Origin of the sequence: Aminobacter carboxidus, from assembly GCF_014863355.1 — a bacterium.
GTDB classification, from domain to species: Bacteria; Pseudomonadota; Alphaproteobacteria; order Rhizobiales; family Rhizobiaceae; genus Aminobacter; species Aminobacter carboxidus.
The window spans coordinates 38,574-60,767 of sequence record NZ_JACZEP010000002.1 but is presented as its reverse complement, the minus strand read 5'-3'; the positions used below and the strand labels follow the sequence as shown (position 1 = coordinate 60,767).

The 22,194-nt window shown below is 64.9% G+C and carries 21 protein-coding genes; 16 read left to right on the top strand and 5 right to left on the bottom strand.

From position 1 onward, the window contains the following. The 8 genes from IHE39_RS07875 (at nt 1) to IHE39_RS07840 (ending at nt 8,853) form a co-directional block, all read left to right on the top strand. Nucleotides 1-1,092: an aminotransferase class I/II-fold pyridoxal phosphate-dependent enzyme gene (locus IHE39_RS07875; RefSeq protein WP_192566111.1), complete on the top strand. Its 1,092-nt coding sequence runs from the start codon at nt 1-3 to the stop codon at nt 1,090-1,092. A gap of 17 nt (nt 1,093-1,109) precedes the next feature. Then, the gene (locus IHE39_RS07870) at nt 1,110-1,907 is read left to right on the top strand and encodes a M55 family metallopeptidase (protein WP_192566110.1); all 798 of its coding nucleotides are present in this window, start codon (nt 1,110-1,112) and stop codon (nt 1,905-1,907) included. A 209-nt stretch (nt 1,908-2,116) separates the two neighbouring features. Continuing rightward, nucleotides 2,117-3,157 carry an ABC transporter substrate-binding protein gene (locus IHE39_RS07865; protein ID WP_184768531.1) on the top strand — a complete coding sequence of 347 codons (1,041 nt, stop codon included), beginning with the start codon at nt 2,117-2,119 and terminating at the stop codon, nt 3,155-3,157. Nucleotides 3,158-3,352: 195 nt separating this feature from the next. Beyond that, on the top strand, nt 3,353-4,177 hold the full coding sequence (locus IHE39_RS07860) for an ABC transporter permease (RefSeq protein WP_192566579.1): 825 nt from the start codon (nt 3,353-3,355) through the stop codon (nt 4,175-4,177). Next, on the top strand, nt 4,174-4,965 hold the full coding sequence (locus IHE39_RS07855) for an ABC transporter permease (RefSeq protein WP_210327522.1): 792 nt from the start codon (nt 4,174-4,176) through the stop codon (nt 4,963-4,965). The genes IHE39_RS07860 and IHE39_RS07855 overlap by 4 nt, the downstream gene beginning before the upstream one ends. A 6-nt stretch (nt 4,966-4,971) precedes the next feature. Continuing rightward, nucleotides 4,972-6,033: an ABC transporter ATP-binding protein gene (locus IHE39_RS07850; protein ID WP_192566109.1), complete on the top strand. Its 1,062-nt coding sequence runs from the start codon at nt 4,972-4,974 to the stop codon at nt 6,031-6,033. Nucleotides 6,034-6,046: 13 nt separating this feature from the next. Beyond that, on the top strand, nt 6,047-7,369 hold the full coding sequence (locus tag IHE39_RS07845; RefSeq protein ID WP_192566108.1) for an amidohydrolase family protein: 1,323 nt from the start codon (nt 6,047-6,049) through the stop codon (nt 7,367-7,369). Between the two features lie 74 nt (nt 7,370-7,443). Next, complete coding sequence (locus tag IHE39_RS07840; RefSeq protein WP_192566107.1) at nt 7,444-8,853, top strand: M20/M25/M40 family metallo-hydrolase; 1,410 nt, start codon at nt 7,444-7,446, stop codon at nt 8,851-8,853. Nucleotides 8,854-9,004: 151 nt separating this feature from the next. On the opposite strand, the gene IHE39_RS07835 is transcribed toward IHE39_RS07840, so the two are convergent. Then, nucleotides 9,005-10,879, bottom strand: a complete 1,875-nt coding sequence (locus IHE39_RS07835; protein ID WP_192566106.1) for an adenine deaminase — start codon at nt 10,877-10,879, stop codon at nt 9,005-9,007. A 154-nt stretch (nt 10,880-11,033) separates the two neighbouring features. Here IHE39_RS07835 and IHE39_RS07830 point away from each other — a divergent pair, with 154 nt between their 5' ends. Further along, entirely contained in the window at nt 11,034-11,972 is a 939-nt protein-coding gene (locus IHE39_RS07830) for a nucleoside hydrolase (protein WP_192566105.1), read from the top strand. A 345-nt stretch (nt 11,973-12,317) separates the two neighbouring features. Here IHE39_RS07830 and IHE39_RS07825 read toward each other — a convergent pair whose 3' ends face one another. Then, the gene (locus IHE39_RS07825) at nt 12,318-13,496 is read right to left on the bottom strand and encodes a M20 aminoacylase family protein (RefSeq protein ID WP_192566104.1); all 1,179 of its coding nucleotides are present in this window, start codon (nt 13,494-13,496) and stop codon (nt 12,318-12,320) included. A gap of 92 nt (nt 13,497-13,588) precedes the next feature. Here IHE39_RS07825 and IHE39_RS07820 point away from each other — a divergent pair, with 92 nt between their 5' ends. Further along, nucleotides 13,589-14,290 carry a phosphoribosyltransferase gene (locus IHE39_RS07820; RefSeq protein ID WP_312880742.1) on the top strand — a complete coding sequence of 234 codons (702 nt, stop codon included), beginning with the start codon at nt 13,589-13,591 and terminating at the stop codon, nt 14,288-14,290. An 18-nt stretch (nt 14,291-14,308) separates the two neighbouring features. Here the strand turns inward: IHE39_RS07820 and msrA are convergent, their stop codons facing one another. After that, nucleotides 14,309-15,043, bottom strand: a complete 735-nt coding sequence (gene msrA / locus IHE39_RS07815) for a peptide-methionine (S)-S-oxide reductase MsrA (protein ID WP_184768538.1) — start codon at nt 15,041-15,043, stop codon at nt 14,309-14,311. Nucleotides 15,044-15,377: 334 nt separating this feature from the next. On the opposite strand from msrA, the gene IHE39_RS07810 reads away from it, so the two are divergent. From IHE39_RS07810 to IHE39_RS07785, 6 genes are read left to right on the top strand one after another with little or no spacing between them, the layout of a single operon-like run. Next, nucleotides 15,378-15,794, top strand: a complete 417-nt coding sequence (locus IHE39_RS07810; protein ID WP_184768539.1) for a RidA family protein — start codon at nt 15,378-15,380, stop codon at nt 15,792-15,794. Beyond that, nucleotides 15,791-17,011 (top strand): pyridoxal phosphate-dependent aminotransferase, encoded by a 1,221-nt coding sequence (locus IHE39_RS07805; RefSeq protein WP_184768540.1) that lies wholly within the window; start codon nt 15,791-15,793, stop codon nt 17,009-17,011. Before IHE39_RS07810 ends, IHE39_RS07805 begins: the two co-directional genes overlap by 4 nt. Continuing rightward, the gene (locus IHE39_RS07800) at nt 17,008-17,799 is read left to right on the top strand and encodes an ABC transporter ATP-binding protein (RefSeq protein WP_192566103.1); all 792 of its coding nucleotides are present in this window, start codon (nt 17,008-17,010) and stop codon (nt 17,797-17,799) included. The genes IHE39_RS07805 and IHE39_RS07800 overlap by 4 nt, the downstream gene beginning before the upstream one ends. Then, the gene (locus tag IHE39_RS07795; RefSeq protein WP_115729897.1) at nt 17,796-18,524 is read left to right on the top strand and encodes an ABC transporter ATP-binding protein; all 729 of its coding nucleotides are present in this window, start codon (nt 17,796-17,798) and stop codon (nt 18,522-18,524) included. Before IHE39_RS07800 ends, IHE39_RS07795 begins: the two co-directional genes overlap by 4 nt. After that, nucleotides 18,521-19,423, top strand: a complete 903-nt coding sequence (locus IHE39_RS07790) for a branched-chain amino acid ABC transporter permease (protein WP_184768542.1) — start codon at nt 18,521-18,523, stop codon at nt 19,421-19,423. Before IHE39_RS07795 ends, IHE39_RS07790 begins: the two co-directional genes overlap by 4 nt. Nucleotides 19,424-19,430: 7 nt before the next feature. Next, a complete protein-coding gene (locus IHE39_RS07785; protein WP_192566102.1) occupies nt 19,431-20,375 on the top strand; it encodes a branched-chain amino acid ABC transporter permease in 945 nt (314 codons plus the stop codon). 40 nt (nt 20,376-20,415) lie between these two features. Here the strand turns inward: IHE39_RS07785 and IHE39_RS07780 are convergent, their stop codons facing one another. Both IHE39_RS07780 and IHE39_RS07775 read right to left on the bottom strand, forming a co-directional pair. Beyond that, complete coding sequence (locus IHE39_RS07780; RefSeq protein WP_184768544.1) at nt 20,416-21,114, bottom strand: GntR family transcriptional regulator; 699 nt, start codon at nt 21,112-21,114, stop codon at nt 20,416-20,418. Between the two features lie 106 nt (nt 21,115-21,220). Next, nucleotides 21,221-22,186 (bottom strand): ornithine cyclodeaminase family protein, encoded by a 966-nt coding sequence (locus tag IHE39_RS07775; RefSeq protein WP_192566101.1) that lies wholly within the window; start codon nt 22,184-22,186, stop codon nt 21,221-21,223. Nucleotides 22,187-22,194 lie beyond the last annotated feature (8 nt).

Here is a 22,194-nt window from a genome sequence, read left to right as displayed (position 1 = left end):
ATGACCGTCCCCTTCAAGATGGAATCGCCTGTTGGCGCCCGCATGGTCATCGGCGGGCGCGAGGTCGACTATTATTGCGGTACCTCCTACTTCTGCCTGCATGGCCACCCCGAGGTGATCGACGCGGCCTGCACTGCTACCAGGCAGTACGGCATGGGACCGGGCACGCTGGCGCACATGCAGGTCTATGCCGACCTGCAGGAGCGGCTGCGCCAGTGGTTCGGCACCGAAGAGGTCGTCTACATGATCTCGGGTTACACCAGCCCGATGGTGCTGCTGCAAGGGCTGCGTGAGGATTTCGATGTCATCTTCATCGACGCGGCGACCCACTACAGCACGCGCGATGCGATCCCGACGCTCGGCAAGCCGGTGCATGAATTCCGCCATGCCGACGCCGGCGATCTCGCCGAACAGCTGTCGCGATATGTCGGGGCGGGGCAACGGCCGGTGGTGCTGACCGACGGCGTGTTTCCATCCTCCGGCCGGCTGGCGCCGCTCAACGACTTCAGGCAGGCGATGGCGCCCTATGACGGCGCGTTGCTGTGCATCGACGATTCCCACGGCGTCGGCGTGCTGGGGGAAAGCGGACGCGGCTCGCTGCAGCATGCCGGGCTCGAAGGCGCGGGCAACTTCCTCGCCGGCACGATGAGCAAGGCGTTCGGGGCGCTTGGCGGGGTTGTTCCGAGCGATGTGGCCTTGGCCGAGAAGATTACCCGCAACGCCATGATCATGCGCGGCGCTTCGCCGGCCCCGCCCGGGCTGGCGGCTGCCGCTGCTGCCTCCTTGCGCATTCTGCAGACGACGGACAGGCGCGTCAGGCTGGCGCGCAATGTCAGCCACATGCGTGGCGGCCTGCGCGGTCTCGGCTTCGAGGTTGCTGACACGCCGGTGCCGATCGTCACCATCAAGGGTGTCACCGACCTCGCGCTATTGCGCGACCGCCTCGCTGAGCGCGACATCATCGTCCGGGTCCAGCAACCGGGTGGCTACTCCGACGCCTCGGATGTGCCAAGCATGCGGCTGGCCGTGTTTTCCGAGCATTCCCCCGACCAGATCGACCGGCTGCTGCGGTCGATGGCTGAACTTCTCTAAAACCGAGGATCATGATCATGAAGGTGTTCATCAGCGCCGACATCGAAGGCACCGCCGGCATCACCGTGTGGGACGAGGCCCGCAAGGGGCATGCCGCTTATGACGAGTTCCGCGAATACATGACCGACGAGCTGGTGGCGGCCTGCGAAGGCGCCAAGGCCGCCGGTGCCAGCGAGGTGCTGGTCAAGGATGCGCATTCCACCGGGCGCAACCTGATCCTGTCGAAGCTGCCGGCCTATGTCAGCATCGTCAGGGATTGGAGCGGCCATCCCGACATGATGATGTTCGGCATTGACGACAGCTTTTCGGCGGCCCTCTACACCGGGTACCACAACAAGGCCGGCACCGACACCAATCCGCTGGCGCACACGCTGACCGGCACCGTGTCGCGTCTGCTGATCAATGGGGAGGTGGCATCCGAATATACTCTCAACGCTCTGTGCGCCGCGCGCTATGGCGTGTCGTCAGTGTTTCTTTCAGGCGATGCCGGCATGTGCGCCGAGGCCAAAGTGCTTGTACCGCGCATCGGCACCGTGGCGACCAGCGAGGGTTTTGGTCCGGCGACGAAGTCGCTGACGCCGAAAGCCTCGGTCGCGGCCATCCGCGCTGGCGTCGAGGAGGCGCTGTCGCGCGACCTGAAAGCATGCCTGCCGAAACTCGCCGACAGCTTCGAGCTGGTCGTCGAATATACGACCCCGATCGAGGCCTATCGCGGCAGCTGGTATCCCGGCGTCGAGCATCCGGCCCCGCGCACGCTGCGCTTCCGTGCCAAGGACTTCTTCGAGATCCAGCGCGCCATACGCTTCATCGTGTAGGGGCGCAGGCGCGCGCCAAGACCGGTGACGCGATCGACGAAAAGGCCCGGCAAACAGCCGGGCTTTTTTTGTCATCCGCCTCAGGATTCGGCAGATTATGATGTGCGTTGCACAACATTTGGAGTTGCACCTTAGCTGCCACGAAAATAGGCTGAATTGTCCCTCCGTGCGCCCGCAGGTGCCAGGGCGTCAAACAACAGAGGCTTTCCATGACACGACTTCACACCCTTCTCGCGGCTGGCGTTGCTGGCCTCGCGACGACGCTCGTCGCCGCGCCGGCGCTCGCCCAGGGCAAGACGCTGACCATCTCCTGGTGGGGCTTCAACGGCGACAAGCTCGACGAGTACATCGTCAAGCCGTTCAAGGAGAAGTGCGGCTGCGAGATCGTATTCGAGACCGGCAACAATGCCGACCGCCTCAACAAGATCAAGATTCGCAACGGCGAGGGTGTCGACGTCGCTTACTTCACCGACGCCTATTCGCAGATCGGCATCAAGGAAGGCCTGTTCCAGCCGATCGACAAGTCGAAGGTGCCGAACCTCGAAGGCCTCTACGATCTCGCCAAGGCACCGCAGGGCGAATTCGGCCCGGCCTACACTATCGGCCGCGTCGGCGTGATCTACGACACCGCCAAGGTCAAGGCGCCGGTCACCTCGTGGAACGATCTGTGGAAGGAAGACTTCAAGGCGTCGCTGTCGTTGCCGGGCATCACCACCACCGCTGGCCCGATGGCCGTGATGATCGCCGCCACCCATGCCGGCGTCGATCCCTTCACCGATACCGACGGCGCCTTCAAGGCGATCGAGGCGCTGAAGCCGAATGTCGTCAAGAACTACAACACCGGCTCCGAGCTGGTGAACCTGTTTTCGACCGGCGAGATTTCGGCCTCCGTCGCCCAGGATTTCACGCTGGCCCAGATCCAGGCCGCCGTGCCGACCGCCGCATGGGCGAACCTCAGCGACGGCGCCATCGCCACGCTGAACACCATCAACATCCCCAAGGGCGCTGCGAACGTCGAACTCGCCCACGAGTTCATCAACTTCGTGCTGTCGAAGGAAGTGCAGCAGAAGACCGCCGAGAATGGCGTCGATGCGCCTGTCGTCAAGGCCGTCGAGCTGACGCCGGAACAGGCCAAGCTGTGGACCTACGGCGCCGACATGATCGCTTCGCTGAAGCAGGTCGACTACGAGAAGCTCAACTCGGCCAAGACCGACTGGGTCGATCGCTGGAATGAAGTGTTCGGCATGTAATCGCCATCAGGGGCGGGAAGGCATGGCTTTCCCGCCCGCCATTGTGTGCCTGGGGCCACGCCCTAGGCATTTTCTTGCCGCTGCCGCAGCCCTTGCGGCATTCTGCGCCTTTCGCGGCCGCCCGATGAAGGGTAGCACGCCGCAACAAGATCTCCCGGACGCCATCTGTTCGTGGAAACTGGAAGAGATTTCATGCTGAAACGCTTTGCCGGATGGTGGCTCGCAGGGCCGGCTACGCTGGCCGTATTGGTGTTCCTTATGCTGCCGGTCGCGGCCACCATCGCCACGACCTTCGGCGAGGACGGCGGTATTTTCGCGCCCTACATCGCCTTCTTCAACAGCGGCTTCCGCCGCACCGTGCTTTGGCGCACCATCGAGATTTCGCTGGCGACCACCGCCATCTCGCTCGTCGTCGGCTTCCTCACCGCCTATGTCGTGTCGAAGTCGCCCGGCAAGCTGAAGAGCCTGTTGATCATCGCCGCCGTCTTCCCGCTGCTGACAGGCGTCGTCGTTCGCTCCTTCGCCTGGCTGATCATCCTTGGCAAGAACGGCATCCTCAACAACTTCCTGGTCGGCATCGGCGCGATCAGCGAGCCGCTGTCGATGCTCTACACGCAAGGCTCGGTCATCGTCGCGATGGTCTACCTGTTCGTGCCGCTGATGATCCTGACGCTTGTCGGCGTGCTCGAGAACATCCCTGACGACGTGGTGCAGGCTTCCGCCTCGCTGGGTGCGACACCGGCAGGCACCTTCCGGCAGGTGATCTTGCCGTTGGCCGTGCCCGGCCTCATCGTCGGCGCCGTGCTGGTCTTCACCGGCTCCTTCACCGCTTACGCCACGCCGCAGCTGCTTGGCGGCGAGCGCCAGATGGTGATGGGCACGCTGATGTACCAGCGCGCCATGGTGTCGTTCGACTGGGTCGGCGCTTCCACAATCGCAGCGATCATGGTGGTAATCACCATCACCGTGGTTCTTGCCATGAGCCGCGTTGCGCGGCGTCTCAACCCGATGGCGACATGATGACCAGCCGTATCAACCCCCTGCTGATCCTGTTCACCGTCGTCGTCTACATCTTCCTGATGGGGCCGCTGATCATCGTGCTTGGCGCCTCGGTCAGCGACACCACCTATCTGACCTTCCCGCCGCAGGGCCTGACGCTGCGCTGGTTCGAGAACATCTTCGAGATCAGCGCCTTCCGCCGCACCATCATCACCAGCCTCGAACTCGCCTTCCTGGCGACGGGCCTGGCACTGCTGGTCGGCATCCCGGCAGCCTATGCGCTCAACCGCTACCGCATCAAGCTGCCGTCCTGGCTGTCGACGGTGTTCGTGCTGCCGATCCTGGTGCCCGAGATCGTGCTCGGCTTTTCGCTGCTCAAGTCGGTGGCGGTCGGCATGGAGACGCCGATCTTCCTGACGCTGCTGATCGGCCACATGCTGCTGGTGCTGCCCTATTGCGTGCGTGTCGTCTCGGCGAGCCTCGCGTCCTTCGACTTCTCGATCGAGGAAGCCGCCGTCAGCCTTGGCAGCCCGCCGGTGAAGACCTTCTTCACCATCGTTTTGCCCAATGTGCGCTCGGGCGTGATCGCGGCTTTCATCCTCGCCTTCATCACCTCGATCAACGACGTGTCGACCTCGCTGTTCCTAACCGGTCCCGGCATCTCGACGCTGCCGATCCAGATCCTCGCCCATGTCGAGCAGTTCTTCGATCCGACGATCGCGTCGGTGTCGGTGCTGCTGATGCTGCTGACCGTCGCAGTCATGGCCATCGTCGAGCGCACGCTCGGCCTCACCTTCCTTGCGAAGTAGAACCATATGACCCAGGCACTTACCGTCCAGAATCTTACCGCCCACTACGGCACCACCAAGGTGCTGGAGGACTTGTCGCTGTCGGTCGGCAAGGGCGAGCTCGTCTCGCTGCTTGGCGCCTCGGGCTGCGGCAAGACGACGACGCTGCGCCTCATCGCCGGCTTCCTCGAACCGACCTCGGGCACGATCCGGCTTGGCGACAAGGACCTGACCCGGCTGCCGGCCTACAAGCGCGACATCGGCCTGGTGTTCCAGAACTACGCGCTGTTCCCGCATCTGAGCGTGCTCGACAATGTCGCCTTCGGCCTCAAGCAGCGTGGCGTGGCCTCGGCGGATCGTGAGAAGCGCGCCAAAGCGATGCTCGAGCGTGTCGGCCTGTCGCCGCTCGCCGACCGCCTGCCGGGCGCCTTGTCGGGCGGACAGAAGCAACGTGTGGCGTTGGCGCGTGCACTGGTCATCGAGCCGCCGCTGCTGATGTTCGATGAGCCGCTGTCCAACCTCGACGCCAAGCTGCGTGTCGACATGCGCGTCGAGATCCGCCAGCTGCAGCGCGCCAATGGCACCACCTCGGTCTATGTCACGCACGACCAGGAAGAGGCGTTTTCGATCTCCGACCGCGTCGCCATCATGAATGCCGGCCGCATCATGCAGTTCGACACGCCCGAGATGCTGTACCAGCGCCCGGCCAACGCCTTCGTCGCCCGCTTCGTCGGCTTCGAAAACCTGGTGCCGATGACGGTGTCGGCGCGCGATGGCGAAACCGTTACCGCAACGACGCAGGACGGTTCGCAGCTCAAGCTGTCGCAGGAGCGTTTCGGCGCCATCCCCGATGCGTTCGTGCTGGCCGCACGTGCGGACGGCCTGTCCGTCTCGACCGACGCCAAGGCCGAAGGCATCCCGGCAACGCTCGGCCTGCGCACCTATCTCGGCCGCGCCTACCAGTACCAGAGCGAAACGGCTGCCGGCCAGCTTATCGCCAACGGCTCGCTGTCGGCGCCGCTGGAGCCGGGCGCAAAGGCGAAGCTGGTGCCGGTGCCCGACCAGTGCTGCGTGCTGCTGCCGGAATGAACTGAGGACTGCAATGTCCATTCTGATTGCCAACGCCATCGTTCTCCCCTGCACGGACGACATGCCGGTCATCGACAAGGGCTGGGTCCATGTCGAGGGCGACACCATCAAGGCCGCCGGCGCGGGCGAGGCGCCTGAGATCGCCGGCGCGGAAATGATCGATGCCGAGGGCGATCTCGTTATGCCCGGCATGGTCAACCCGCATTGTCATATGGCGATGACGCTGTTTCGTGGCCTGGGCGAAGACGTCGACGACCGGCTCTACCGCTACATCCTGCCGCTGGAGCGCAAGTTCGTGCGGCCCGAGGCGGTGCGTGCCGGCACCGCACTTGCGGCGCTCGAGCTGATCGAGGGCGGCGTCACCTCAGTTGCCGACATGTATTACTTCGAAACCGAGGTCGCCCGCGTGGTCGCTCAGGCCGGCATACGTGGCGTGCTCGGCCAGACCATCGCCGACTTCGATCCGCCTGACCACAAGACCGCCGACGAAGGTTTCGAACTGACCGAGGCGCTGGTCGCCGAATTTGCCGGCCATAGCAGGGTCACGCCGTCGATCGCGCCGCATGCGCCCTATTCGACCGGCATCGCCGTCATGGAGCGCATCGCCCGCTGGTCGCAAGATCATCCCGACGTACCTGTCCAGATGCACCTCGCCGAAAGCGACGCTGAGATGGAGTGGGCCCAGAAGACCCACGGCATGCGCCCGGTCGAGGTGGTCGAGAAGGCCGGCCTGCTGCGCAAGGGGCTGATCTGCGCCCACTGCCTGCATGTCGACGAGACAGACATCGAGCGCATGGCCCATGCCGAGGTCTGCGTCGCGCACAACGCCCGCTCCAACGGCAAGGCCGGTCGCGGCATTGCGCCCGTCGAGGCGATGCGGAAAGCCGGCATTCCTGTCGGCATCTCGACCGATGGCGCGATGAGCGGCAACACGCTCGACCTGTTTTCGCAATTCGCGCCGGTGTCGATGTTTGCAAAGCTGCTCGGCCACAGCCGCAAGCCGATGGCCTCGATCGATGTCGTGCGCATGGCGACCCGCGACGGCGCCAAGGTGCTGGGGCTCGACGCCAGGGTCGGCTCGCTCGAGCCGGGCAAGCAGGCCGACCTCATCCGCGTCAGCCTGGCCTCGCCGCGGCAGCAGCCGATCTACGACATCTATTCGACGTTGGTTTTCGCCACCGTGCCGACTGACGTGCGTGACGTCATGGTCGGCGGCGGCTGGCTGATGCGCGGCCGCGAGGTGCTGAGCCTCGAACGCAAGAAGGTGCTGCGCGACGCGCTGCAGGTGGCGCAGAGCTTCAAGGCCGAGATGGCCCGCATCGACGCCGTCGGCTAGGGCAGTTCCAGGAAAAGCGTGAAGCGGTTTTCAGTCCGGAATTGCGTCAAAGGACTTTAGGGAAGGACAAAGCCATGAACAGATCAGAAGCTTCGGCACGCCTCGACGAGGTGCTCGCCAATGTCGACGCCAACATCGACGGCAGCCTGGAGCGCCTGTTCGACCTGATCCGCATCCCTTCCGTCTCCACCGATCCGACGCACGCCGCCGACTGTAAGCGCGCCGCCGAATGGCTGTCGAAGGAGCTTGGGCAGCTCGGCTTCGACGCCTCGGTGCGCCCGACCGCGCGCCATCCGATGGTGGTCGGCCACGACCGCACCGGGCGGGGGCCGCATGTGTTGTTTTATGGCCACTACGATGTCCAGCCGGTCGATCCGTTGGCGCTTTGGCACTCCGATCCGTTCGAACCGAAGCTGGTGCCGCAGCCCGACGGCGGGACCCATATCGTTGCCCGTGGCGCCTCAGACGACAAGGGCCAACTGCTGACCTTCGTCGAGGCGTGCCGGGCCTGGAAGGCCGTCACCGGCAGCCTGCCGATCCAGGTCTCGGTGCTGTTTGAGGGCGAAGAAGAGATTTCGAGCCCGAGCCTGCCGCCGTTCCTCGACACGACGGGCGCCGAGCTCAAGGCCGACGTGGTGCTGGTCTGCGACACCGACATGTGGGACGCAGAGACGCCGGCCGTCACCACCATGCTGCGCGGCGTGCTGAAGGAGGAGATCGTCATCTCCTGCGCCAGCCGCGATCTGCATTCGGGCATCTACGGCAATGCCGCGCGCAACCCGCTGCAGGTGCTGTCCGACATCGTCTCCAGCCTGCGCACGTCCGATGGCGGTGTCGCCGTCGAAGGCTTCTATGACGGCGTCACCGAACTGCCCGACGCGATCAAGGCCCAGTGGCAGCGCCTGCCTTTCGACGACAAGGGTTTCCTGGGCAACATCGGCCTCAACATCCCCGCCGGCGAGAATGGCCGCTCGGTGCTCGAGCAGGTCTGGGCGCGCCCGAGCTGTGAAATCCACGGCATCATAGGCGGCTACACGGAAGAGGGTTTCAAGACCGTCATCCCGGCCAAGGCGCAGTCCAAGATCTCGTTCCGCCTCGTCGCCGGCCAGGACCCGGCCAACATCCGCGACGCCTTCCGCGCCCATGTCCGTGCCCGCATCCCCGGCGATTGTTCGGTCGAGTTCATCGACCACGGCGCCAGTGCCGCGACTGTCATGCCGATCGACGGCGATTTTCTCACCAAAGCGCTCGGCGCGCTGACCGAGGAGTGGGAGCGCGAGGCGGCAGTGGCCGGAAGTGGCGGCTCGATCCCGATCGTTTCTGCCTTCAAGGAAAAGCTCGGCATGGATTCGCTGCTGATCGGCTTCGCCCGCTTCGACAACCGCATCCACAGCCCGAACGAGAAGTACGACCTGACGAGCTTCCGGAAGGGCACCCGCTCCTGGGCGCGGATTTTGGCGGCGTTTGCCGAAGACAAGGGCTGAGGTCGGGGCTGGCGGGTACGTCCTTCGCGGCTCGCCCACCGAGGTTTTCGCGAACTGGTCGGCGGTCTTGCGGGCTCCCCTGTCCTCAGCCCGAAGTGCTCGCCCATCGGGCGAACCTTAAAGGGCGCACTTAGGCTCTAAAGCCTCGCCGCTACCAAACGACCTTCTGGCTTTCGCCTGTCTGCACGTTGACGAAGCCCTCGGGCACCGCATCGGTCGGTGCCACCAGCACCCAGCGCCATGGGGCGCAGGTCAGCGTCGCGAACTGCAGCCGCTCGGGGAAGCCGGGGAACCAGCGCGGCGAGAAGGTCGGCTCGTAGAGCCAGTCGATCTTGTTGGCCTCGGTATAGAGCTTTTCCATCTCGGCATCGAGCGCCTCGGCCGGCCGGTTGGTCATCAGTCCGCCGACCTCGTAGTGCACGTCGGCCACCACCTTGCCCCCCGTCACCAGCGCCCAGCCGCCCTGGTTGTCCGAGATGCGGTTGACCACTTCGGCCATGGCGGCGTCGGACGAGCCGACGACCCAGATGTTGTGCTGGTCGTGCGCCACCGTGCAGCCGACCGCCGTGTCGGGCGTCTTCGGGCCGCAGCCGAGCCAGAACATCTTGGCGACGCGGCCCTTGCCCGAATAGCGGTCGACGACGGCGAATTTGGTGATGTTGCGCTCGCTGTCGCGCTGCACCTCGCCATCGGCCACTGCAAGTTCAGTGGTGATGAAATTGTCGTCCCAGTGGAACGGACGCAGCAGGGCCGCCTGCATCGTCTCGCGCCCCGGTTCGGCCGCGATGGCGAAGTCGCCAGCACCGAGCTTGCGCCCGACATTGACCGTCTTGGTCGCCCATTCCGGCCAGTCGATATCAGGCAAATGGCCGGTGAAAGTCTTGCCCTCGGAAACCTGCTCGCCATCGGCCCAGACCTCCGCGATCGACACGGTCGCCACCTTTTCGAGCAGGACCATGTCGGCAAAGCGGCCGGGTGCGATGGAGCCGACAAAGGGTGTCAGCCGCATGTGCCGCGCCGGGTTGATCGACACGCACTGGTAGGCGATCTCGGGCGCCAGCCCGCTTTCGATGGCGAGCCGGACATTGTGGTCGGTCGCGCCCATCTTCAGCGTGTCGGAGGCGCTGCGGTCGTCGGTGGCGAAGGCCACTTGGCTCCAGTCGCGCAGGCCGCGCTCCAGCAGGCCCTTGATGATGTCGGGCATCGAATGCGGGCGGATCTCGATGAAGATGCCACGCCGGAGCTTGTCCCACGCCTCTTCAGGTGTCCACGCCTCGTGGTCGGAGGACAGGCCGGCGGCGGCGAAGGCGTTGATCGAGGGCAGGTCGCGCAGGCCGGCACCATGGCCCTCGACCACACCACGCTTTTCGAATGTGGCCTGGATCATGCCCCACAGCCTGTCATAGGACGGGTTCTCCGGGTTCCACACGGCGGGCCAGTCCATCACCTCGTCGAGGCCCGCAACCATCGTGCTTTCGCCGAGAAAGCCGATCTGCTCGGCATAGCCGAAATGGCCGCCGCCACCCTCATAGGCCGTCGGCGGCACGGCCGAACCGGGCAGTGGAAAGATCTTCATCGGCGAGCCGGCGCGGCGCGCCGTCAACCAGAATTCGAGGTTGTTGGGGCCGTTGACATTGGAGAATTCGTGGCTTGCCTCGCAGGTCCAGGTGTTGCCGCGCGGCATGACCAGTGCCGCCTCGTGCTCAGGCGTCAGGTGCGAGCTTTCGATGTGCTTGTGCACCTCGCCAAAGCCGGGAACCGCTGACAGATGCGTGCGGTCGATCGTTTCGCGCGCCGTACCTGCGAAACTGCCGGCGGGGCCGACATAGGCGATGCGCCGGCCGCGGATCGCCACCTCGCAATCGTCCATCCAGGTGCCGGTGTGCACGTCGAGCACGCGGCCGAACTGGACGAGGCGATCGGCCTCGCGCTTGCCAAGTGCCGTCAGCACAAGATCCTGGCGAATGAGGATTTCGTCGGCGGGTTCGATGAGGAGATCGGCGGGCAAGGGAGCTGTGTTGGTCATGGTGCCGCCTCTAATGCATCGCTGTTGAAATCGAAACCGGTTTCCGCTGTGCCAGCATACAGCAGGTTCGGTCGTGCGGCGCTGGGACAAGCATTTCGGCTTGATTCCCCTGTTGCGATGATGTGAAGCCAGTCGGACCCGATTTGAGACTGGAATGAAAGGTCGCGCCATGCAGCAGAATCCCACCCGCAAGGTGATCATCGACACCGATCCCGGCATCGACGATGCGGTGGCGATCCTGCTGGCGCTGAAGTCGGCGGAGTTCGACGTCATCGGCATCACCACGGTTGCCGGCAACATCGGGATCGCGACCACCACGCGCAATGCCGGCCGCATCCTGGCGCTCGAAGGCCGCGTCGACGTGCCGGTGGTTGCGGGCGCTGCCGGTCCGCTGTCGCGAAAAGGCTTCGACACTGCCGACATTCACGGCAACGATGGTCTTGGCGGCGTCGCCTTCCCCGATCCGTTGGCGAAGCCTGTGGCCGGTGATGCCGTGAGCTGGCTGCGAGATACGCTCACGGCTGCCGAAGCCGGCGCCATCGACATCCTGGCGCTTGGCCCGCTCACCAACATCGCCCGTCTGGTCACTGAACACCCCGAGGCTGCCCGCCGTATCGGCCGCGTCATTGCCATGGGTGGGGCGGTTTACGAGCCGGGCAACATTGGCCCGCGCGCCGAATTCAACATCGCCGCCGACCCGGAGGCGGCCGAGATCGCCTTTGCCGCCGGGCTCGACTTCACGCTGATCCCGCTCGACGTCACCCGCAAGGTGCGCGCGACGCGCGACGATACTGCGATGTTGCAGAACGCCGATGTGCCGGCGGCCGTCGCTTCGGGCGCGCTGATCGACGCCTATTTCCAGTCGACCACGGGTGGCGAGAGCCGGCCGCTGCACGACCCCTGTGTCATGCTGCTGGCGCTCGACGAGGCGCTGTTTGGCTGCGAGACGCTCAAGCTTGTCGTCGATACGAGCACGACGCGCGACGCTGGCGCTTTGACGGTCTCGCAAGATGGGGCTGCGGTTTCGGTGGCGCTGAAGGTCGAGAGCGCCGCAGTGCTGAAGCTGCTCTATCACAGGCTGAAGGCGGAGTAACCCTCGTCACCTGGAAGTGGAGTCAGATGCAGGCTATCCGGGATCTGCAACTGGAGGCACGTCGTCGCCCCATCGACTGGTGAAAGAGCCCCCACTCCGTCACGGCTTCGCCGTGCCACTTGGGAGAGGAAACGCCAATCTCGTAGGGCGCTACCTTCCAGAACTTGGGTTCGTCGCCCCCAAATTTCGGGCGGTAGGAAAGTGGGTGCCCCTGCAGCGGCTTTCCTCTCCCCCGTCGAACGGGGGAGAGGTGGTTTGCGAAGCAAACCGGAGTGGGGGTCGACAGCGCTTGAGTGGCCATCATGGGATGACGGCCTTGCGCACTTGCCCCCGAGCGACCGGAAACTATGCCGCCAATTCCTGCTCGACCAGAGTCGTCCAGAACCTGACCCCGCTCGCCAGCGCATCATCGTTGAAGTCATAGCGGCTGTTGTGGTGCAGGGCGCCGTCGACGGCGGGGCCGTTGCCGAGCCAGACATAGGCGCCCGGCACCTCCTGGGAGAACATGGCGAAGTCGTCGCCGGCAGTCGATGGCGGGAACTCGGTCATTACCTTGTCGACGCCGAGCGCTGCCTGCGCCGCCGCCAGTGCCCGGCGCGTGGCGTCGCGGTCGTTGACGACAGGCGGCATCTGCCTGAAATAGCGGTACTCCGCCTCGATGCCGTAGAGCCGCGCCGAGCCCTCGGCCAGCGCGCCGATCTCTTCTTCCAACTGGTCGCGCACGGCGGCCGAATAGGCACGCGATGTGCCGCCGATCTTGACCAGGTCGGGGATGACGTTGAGCGCCTCGAAGCTGCCGGCTTCCATGGCGCAGGCGCTGACCACGGCCGGCTGCAGCGGGTCGACGCGGCGGGCGACGATGGTGTGCAGTGCGGTCAGGAACTGGCCGGCTGCCGTCATCGCGTCGCGGCCGAGATGTGGCTTGGCGCCATGGGTGCCGATGCCCTTGAAGGTGACGGTCCAGCGGTCGGACGAGGCGAGCTGTGGCCCGGCGACCACGGCCATGGCATCGGGTGCGATACCGGGCATGTTGTGCAGTCCGTAGACCGCATCGACCGGGTATTGCTTGAAGAAGCCGTCCGCGATCATCGCCTTGGCGCCGCCGCGCCCTTCCTCAGCCGGCTGGAAGATGAAGTGCACCGTGCCGGAGAAATTCTGGCGCCGGGCGAGCTCGCGCGCAGCACCTAGCAGCATGACAGTGTGGCCGTCATGGCCGCAGGCGTGCATCTTGCCCTCGATGGTCGACTTGTAGGCACGCTCTTCGGCCATTTCGGGCATGGCGAGCGCGTCCATGTCGGCGCGCAACGCGATGCGCCGCGAGCCATCACCGAGCTTCAGCGTGCCGACGACGCCGGTCTTGCCGAGGCCTGTCTGCACCGAGATGCCGGCTTCGGCCAGCATCTTCTGCACGATGCCTGATGTGCGTAGTTCCTCGAAGCCCAACTCGGGATGGGCGTGGATGTCGCGGCGCAGCGCCGTCAGCATCTCGATTTCGCCCTTGTCGTGCCCGGCCGTCGATGTCATCACGCAAACTCCGTCCGGCCCGTCTCGCTGCTGTCATGCGGCGCCCAGGGCCATCGGCGCCACATATCCCTTCTGCATCAGAAAGGTCCATTGTGCCACTCGCTCCGCATCAATTCTGGCAGACAGTCTATCCCGAGGGCACGTTCGAAACGCAGCCCGCCGATGGCTTCAGCGACCTCTACCCAGCGTCGCTTCCCGACGGTCGCCAGATCGCACTGCCGATCCGCATCCTGCCGGGCGATGGCACGAGCGCAGTTGCCTCGATGATCGTCAACCAGGCGAGCTTCACCGTGGAAGATGCGCTGTCGGATGCCATGGCCGTGCATGCCCGAGCCTATGATCCCGAGGTGGTGATCGGCGTGCCGACACTCGGCCTGCCGCTTGCCAATGGCGTCGCCCGGCGTCTCGGGCATTCAAGAATGGTGGCGCTCGGGACGTCGCGAAAGTTCTGGTACAGCGAGGATCTGTCGGAGCCGATGAGCTCGATCACCAGCCCGGACCACGCCAAGCGGCTCTATCTAGACCCGCGCATGCTGCCACTGCTCGAGGGCAAGCGGGTACTGGTCGTCGACGATGTCATCAGTTCCGGCACCTCCATGTTGGCAGTGCTGAAGCTGCTTGAAAAGGCCGGCATCGAACCGGTCGCGGCGGTCTTCGCCATGCTGCAGGGTGACAACTGGCGCCAGGCCATCGGCGAACACGATGCACCACTCGTTTCACGCATCCACGGCGCGATTGTCTCGCCGCGCCTGAGACTCGGAGATGACGGTGACTGGTGGCCGTCAGCCAGCTGAGCCCGCCTGCCGTCCTGATCAGTTGGACGCCTTGGCCTCCGAGACCAGCACCGGGTCGCTGCGGTAGCGATCGGGGAAGAGGCGTTTCAGGTTCTCGATCTTCGGCAGGTCGTTGTAGACGATGTAGGGATAGGTCGGGTTCAGGGTCAGAAAATCCTGATGATAGTCTTCGGCCTTGTAGAAGGCGTGGCCGGGTTCGATCGTCGTCGCGATCGTCGCGTCAAAGACCTTGGCCTTGTCGAGTTGGGCGACATAGGCCTTGGCGACCTTGGCCTGCTCGGCGTCGGCCGGGAAGATCGTCGAGCGGTACTGGGTGCCGGTGTCGGGCCCCTGGCGGTTGAGCTCGGTCGGGTCATGCGCGACCGAGAAGTAGATCTGCAGAATCCGGCCATAGCTGATTTTCTGCGGATCGAAGGTGATCCTGACCGACTCTGCATGACCGGTCGAGCCACTGCCGACGACGTTGTATTTGGCCGTCTGCTTGTCGCCGCCGGCATAGCCTGACACGGCGTTCGTGACGCCCTCGACATGCTGGAACACGCCCTGCACGCCCCAGAAGCAGCCGCCTGCCAGCACCGCCACCGCCGAGTTGCCTTGCGCCGGTGCGTCGAGCATTGGCGCCGGAATCTTGATGCCCTCCTGCGCGGCACTCGGTGTCGTCAGAGCCCAGGTGCCGAATGCGGCTGCCGCGGCTAACAGCCAGAATGCCGGCCCGCTGGCAATCTTTCTCACTTCCGAAAATTCGCGTGTCATCCAACTGCTCCAGTTCGTCGATCCTGGCGGCGTTCTTGTGAGGCGCCTGGGCTCACCCGGCCAAGCCAGCCGATGTCCGCCAGCACAGGATACGGAGATGAACGTGGCTTTGTTACGCGGAATCGGCGTGGGTCACGCGCAAGTGACTGCGGCTGCGGTTCATGCCCGACGCGCGATCCAAGTAGCCCCTGCGCCCGATGCCAACCGTTTCCCGCTGACCCTACGGCCCGCAATCCAAAATACCGACGCCATTTCGAGGCGGTTGATCTCGCCGCGAACTTACGTTATCACGATGATGGTTTGATCAAATGAGCGTACAAGGCAGAGGCGACCAATGACCAGAAAAGCGATCTATTCAGGCTCCCCCTTCGAGGAGCTGGCTGGCTATTCACGAGCCGTGATCGATGGCGACTGGATTTTCGTCTCGGGTACGGCGGGATACGATCCCGAAATCGGTGGCTTTGACCCTGACGCGGCAGTGCAGACGCGCCGGTCGCTGGACATCATCGCCGCCGCTCTGGCCGAGGCCGGTTCCAGCATGCGCGACATCGTGTCGGTGCGCGTCAATCTCGCCAGCCGTGACGACGTCATTGCCGTGTCGCGCCTGCTCGGCCAGACCTTCTCCGATCCGCGCCCGACCAACACGACCGTCATCGTCGGTTTCGCCGTCGAAGAGATCAAGGTCGAGCTCGAGGTCATCGCGCGGCGTCAGGCCGACACCGCGGCAGATGCAACCAAGGTGGGACAATGAGGCGGGTCGCGCGGCGTATCTCCGGGACGCCACAGAAATCATTCGGCATGTACCAGAAGGCTGCGGCGCTGGCCGGCAGCGGGCGTGACCTGATCCATCTCGAGCTTGGCCGTCCCGCCGCCGATACGCCCGAACACATCAAGCAGGCAACGATCGCGGCGCTGCTTGCCGGCGACGTCCATTACAGCGACCTCAAGGGCACCGCTAGCTTCCGGGCGGCGCTGGCCGAGAAGCTGCAGCAGCAGAACGGCATGCACGTGAGCGCGGCCGACATCCTGGTCACCAATGGCCTGACGCATGCCTCGTTCGCGGCATTCCTTGCCCTGCTCGATCCGGGCGACGAGGCGATCCTGCTCGACCCGTTCTACCCCCAGCATATCGGCAAGATCGAACTGGCCGGCGCCAGGCCGGTATTCGTGACGCTGGATGCCGCCGACGACTTCGCGCTCAGGCCGGAGCTGATCGAGGCCGCCATCACTGAGCGCACCCGGATGATCGTGCTGGTCAATCCGGTCAATCCGACCGGCCGAGTCTATTCCCGCGCCGAGCTCGAAGGCCTTGCCGAACTGGCGATCAGGCGCGACCTGCTCGTCATTTCCGACGAGGTCTACGAAGACATGGTCTATGACGGCCGCGAGCATATCAGCATTGGTGCACTGCCCGGCATGGCCGAGCGCACCGTTACCGCCTTTGCGTTCACCAAATCCTTCGCCATGGATGGATGGCGTCTCGGCTACATGACAGCACCTGCCTGGGCGATGCCAGGGCTGCTCAAGATCACCGCCAACGACGCCACCCACGTCAATACATTCATCCAGGCCGGGGGGCGTGCTGCGATCACCGGTCCTTCCGAAGTGCTCGCCGAGCTTGTCGACCACGACCGCCAGAAGCGCGATCTTGTCGTCCGCCGCCTGAACCAGATGCCGGGCGTGAAATGCCCGTCGCCGCAAGGCGCGATCTACGCATTCCCTGACATCTCGGCCTTCGGCATTCCGTCTCAGGCGCTTGCCGAAAGGATCCTCGACGAGGCAGATGTGGTCGTCGAGGCCGGCAGCTTCTACGGTCAATCGGGCGAGGGCCACCTTCGCGTCTGCTTCGGTTCCGAGAGCCTGGAGCGACTGGACGAAGGCATGAACCGGTTGTCCAGGTTCTTCAACAATCTCTGGGACGGCCGCGACGGCGCGGCGGCCAGCGAAGCAAAGCGGGGCAGTGCATGACACAGACCGGCGATGTCATCCTGCAGACCCGGGGACTGTCCAGGAGCTTTGGCGCGCTCAAGGCGGTGGACGGCGTCGACATGGCGGTCAAGGCGGGCCAGATCACCGGCCTGATCGGCCCTAACGGCGCCGGCAAGAGCACGCTATTCGGCCTCATTGCCGGCGAAGTCCAGCCGAGCGCCGGCGATGTCATCTTCGACGGCAAGCCCATTTCGGGCCTCAGGCCCGACAGGATCTTCCGCGCCGGCCTGGCGCGTACCTTCCAGATCCCGCGGCCGTTTCCTGAAATGTCGGTGCTGGAAAACGTCATGCTGTCGGCCACCGGCCAATCGGGCGAGACCTTCTGGAACAACTGGTTCCGCAGCAAGCTGGTCGCCAGCGAAGAGCGTCAGGCCCGCGAACGCGCGATGGAGGTGCTCGCCTTCACCGGTCTCGCCGACAAGGCGCGCGACCTCGCCGGCGTGCTTTCGGGCGGCCAGCAGAAGCTGCTCGAACTTGCCCGCGTCATGATGGTCGATCCGCCGCTCATCCTGCTCGACGAGCCGACGGCAGGCGTCAACCCGACGCTCATCGAGACGCTGATCGACAAGATCGTGGCGCTCAACGAGCGCGGCGTCGCCTTCCTCATCGTCGAGCACAACATGGACATGGTGATGCGCATCTGCCGCCACATCGTGGTAATGGCGCAAGGACGGGTGATTTTCGAGGGCGATCCGGCCGGCGTGATGAAAGAGCAGCGCGTCGTCGATGCCTATCTTGGTGACGTGACGGTGGGAGAACTGGCATGAGCGCGCCCGTCTGCGAAGCACGCAACCTGCGTGCCAGCTACATCCCCGGCATGCCGATCGTCTTTGACATTTCGGTCACCATCGATGCCGGCGAACTTGTCACCCTGATCGGCCCGAACGGTGCCGGCAAATCGACCTTCCTCAAGGCGCTCGCCGGCCTGGTGCTGGTCGAGGGCGGCGAGGTCAAACTTGGCGGTCAGCGCATCTCGGGGTTGCCGACGCATGAGATCATCGCCGCCGGCGTCGGTTTCGTACCGCAGACCAGCAACGTCTTTTCCTCGCTTTCGATCGAGGACAACCTGATCAGCGGCGGCCACACCTTGCCGCGTTCGCTGTTGCGCGAGCGTGTGCAACGGGCCTTCGAGCATTTTCCCGCTCTGGCCGACCGTCGTCGCGCCGCAGCCAACGTGCTGTCGGGCGGCCAGCGCCAGATGCTTGCGGTGGCACGCGCGCTTATGACCGATCCGCGCGTCATCATGCTCGACGAGCCGACGGCGGGCCTGGCACCCAAGATCGTGCACGAGGTGCTCGATGATTTGCGCCGCCTCGCCAAGAGCGGGGTTGCGGTGCTGATGGTGGAGCAGAACGCCAAGGCGGCGCTTCGGGTTTCCGATCGTGCCTATGTCCTGGTCGAAGGCCGCAACCACATGACTGGAACGGCGGCCGACCTGCTCGATAACGACGCCATTGCCGAAGCATTCCTGGGCTTCCGGAGGAAATCATGATCGGACAAGCCATCGCCGACGGTCTCTTGACCGGCGGCATCCTCGCGCTCGGGGCAATCGGCTATTCGCTGTGCGCGCACATGCTGAAATTTGCCAATTTCGCTCACGCCGAAATGCTGACCTGGGGCGCCTATCTCGCGCTTGCCGTCGTGGCATTCCTGCCCGCAGGCCAGCCCATCGGCCCGTTCTCCTTCGGCTGGCCGCTGCTCGTGGCAATCGCCGTCTCCTGCGTCGGTACCGGGCTGATCGCCGTTGCTGCCGACGCGCTGGTGTTCTCCAAGCTCAGGAAGCGTCGCGCCAACAGCCTGACGCTGGTTTTCGCCAGCTTCGGTATCGCGCTGATCCTGCGCAATCTGGTGCTCTTCGTCTGGGGCGCGGACGCCCACTACTATGGCCAAGAGCTGCAGATCTCGCTCGAAATCCTGCCCAATGTCAGGCTGATGCCCGACCAGGTGCTCGTCCTCGTGCTGACGGTGGCGTTGGTCGTGGCGTTGCACCTGTTCCTCAAGTTCAGCCGCATTGGCGTCGCCATGCGCTCGATGGCCGAGAACCCGGCTCTGTCGCAGGTCTGCGGCATCGACATCGCCAAGGTGGTGCGCTGGACCTGGATGCTCAGTGGCGCCCTTGCCGCCATTGCCGGCGTGTTTGCCGGATTGACCGTGCAGATCCGCCCGGAGATGGGCTTCAACATGCTTCTTGCACTGTTCACAGCGGCGATCCTCGGTGGCACCGGCAGCCTGTTTGGTGCGGTCGCCGGCGGCCTGATCGTCGGCCTTGCCGAAAGCCTGTCGGCGCTGGTCATACCTACCGGCTACAAGGCGGCGGTGCCCTTCGGCCTGCTGCTCATCATCCTCTACCTCAGGCCTCAGGGTCTGTTCTCCAGGTCGGCACGCGTGTGAGGCTCAGATGATCGGATTTGTTTCGTATCTCGTATTCTTCCTCACCGTCGCGCTGATCCTCGGCATCGCGACCCTGGGGCTCAACCTGCAATGGGGCGGCACCGGCCTGTTCAACGCCGGAATCGTCGGCTTCTATGCTATCGGCGCCTACACCTTCGCGATCCTGACGGCGCCTCCGCGGCCGGAACTGGTGGGCAATTTCGAACTGCCCTGGATCGTCGGCCTGGTTGGCGCGATGGCTGCCGCAGCTCTGGCGGCACTTATCACCGGGATGGCGACGGTCCGGTTGCGTGGCGACTATCTCGCGGTCGCCACCTTCGGCATCGCCGTCACCATCCAGCTCGTCGCCACCAACTTCGAAGCCTTGACCGGCGGCACGATGGGCATTGCCTCGATCCCCAATCCGTTCCGTGGGCTGTTTGCGACGCCGCTCGCCAACAATCTCGGCTACCTGGCAGTCGTGGTGGTGATCCTGGCCGTCGCCTATGTCGCCCTCGAGCGCATCGCGCGTTCGCCGTGGGGACGCGTGCTCAAGGCGATCCGCGAAGACGAGGTCGCCGCCGAGACGCTGGGCAAGAACACCCGCAGCTTCCGCCTGCAGGCATTCGTCATCGGCTCGACGCTGATGGGGCTTGCCGGTGCGCTTTATGCCAGCTTCATCGGCTTCGTCAGCCCGTTCGACTTCCTGCCGATCCTGACCTTCCAGATATGGACGATGTTGATCATCGGCGGCAGCGGCAACAACCGCGGCGCCATCCTCGGCGCGATCGTTGTCTGGGGCATCTGGAGCGCCATCGGCGCGGCGTCGTCGAAGATGTTGCCCGAACAGTTCCAGATCTATGGCGGTGCTGCTCAGGCGATGATCATCGGCCTGGCGCTGGTGCTCGTGCTGTTGCTGCGCCCGCGTGGCCTGATCGGCGAGCAGCCGGTCACCTCGCGGCACGCAGCCTGAGCCCATCGGCTAAAAGGGCCGGCGCTCTTGCGCCGGCCGGTCAGCTTGTCTCGACGGCTTCCTTGCACAGCCGGCGCAGCAGCGCTTGCGTCGTCTCGATGTCGCCCTTGATCGCCTTGGCGGCGGCACGGGCGTCGCCCGCATCCATAGCCTCGATCAGGTCGCGATGATGCGAGCTCGGCTGGTACTTGCCGGAGACCAGTACCGGTTCGATATGGCCGGACAACATGCGCATATAGGGGCCGAAGCGCAGCCACAGGCTCTGGATGAACTGGGTGATGACAGGCGAGCCGCAGCAGTCGTAGATCGCGAAATGCAGCTCCTGGTTCCGGGCCAGCATCTCTTCGAGATTCCGGTCGTTGGCGGCGGCCTCATGCTCCTCGACGAGATGCCGGAAGGTCTTGCGGTCGGCCGGCGTCGAGCGTTCGGTGGCGAGCTTGGCCGCAAGCGTTTCCAGCGCTATGCGCGTCAGGCACAGATCGTCCAGTGCCGCGAGGCTTACGGTGGGAACCTGCGCCGAGCCGGTGGTCAGCACGACCAGCGCGTTCTCTGCGATCAGGCGACGCAGCGCCTCGCGAACCGGCATGTGGCTGGTCTTGAACGTGTCGGACAGCATCGCGATGGTCAGTGTCTGGCCGGGATCGAAATGCCCCGACATCAGCGCCTTTCGCAGCTGCCGGTAGATACCGTCCTGAATCGTCGAGCGCGACGAAACAGGCTCCAGGAAATCGACGCTCATCCAGCTTCCTCTTTTGATCAAACGATGAATGTGCACATAGCATAGAAATCGCGCCGCGCGGTATCAAGCCGGCACGACGCGCGTGAACTGTTTGCCTGCGAAGGCTCTACCAGTCGACCCGTTGGCCGAGGCCCCTGTCGGTGGCGTTGCTCACGGCGCGGATGGCCGCCGCTGCATCCTCCACGGCAATGCCGAGCGACTTGAACACGGTGAGTTCCTGAGGCGACGAGCGCCCGGGACGCAGTCCGGCGAGCACCTCGCCGAGCTCGGCACGGGCATGGTCGGGACCGATCACGCCGCGTTCGAGCGGCTGCAGCAGCTCGCCGCACTCGATGGCGGCCTGGCTGCGCGAATCGACAAAGAAGGCCGAGGCGGCGACGATGTCGTCGCCAAGCTCGCGCGCATTGCGATTGCTCGAGCCGACGGCATTGATGTGGCAGCCTGGCTTCAGCCAGCCAAGCTCGATGATCGGCTCCTTCGATCCGGTCAGGGTGCAGATGACGTCGGCGTCGGCCACTGCCCCCCGCGCGCTGTCGGCCACCTCGCCGCCGCTTTTGCGGGCAAGCTCCTCGAGCTTGTCGGGCGAGCGCCCCCAAAGCACGAAGGCAGCCTCAGGGATGACATGGCGCAGCGCTTCGATATGCGTCTCGGCCTGCGTTCCGGTGCCGAGGATGGCGACCGTCCTGGCGTTGGGCCGGGCCAGCGCCGCCGTTGCCACAGCCGAGGTCGCGGCGGTGCGGCGGGCGGTGATTTCGGTGGCGTCGAGCACGGCGCGCAGTTGGCCGGTCTCGCCATCATTGAGCAGTACCGCGCCCTGGTGGTTGTCGAGGCCGCGCGCCGCATTGTCATGAGCGACCAGCACATCTTTCAGGCACCAGAGCTTCTCGCCGCCGGCCAGCGAGAATGTCGGCATCAGCCCCATCAGCACCTCGCCGGGGCCGGCATTGAGCTGCTGGCGGGGGAACAGCCGGTAGCCGCCGGTGGCGAAATCAGCCAGCGCGATACGCATCGCGTCGATGCAGTCGGCCATGGGCAAGGCGGCAGCGACGGCCTGCCGGTTGAGGATCAGCATCGAAAACG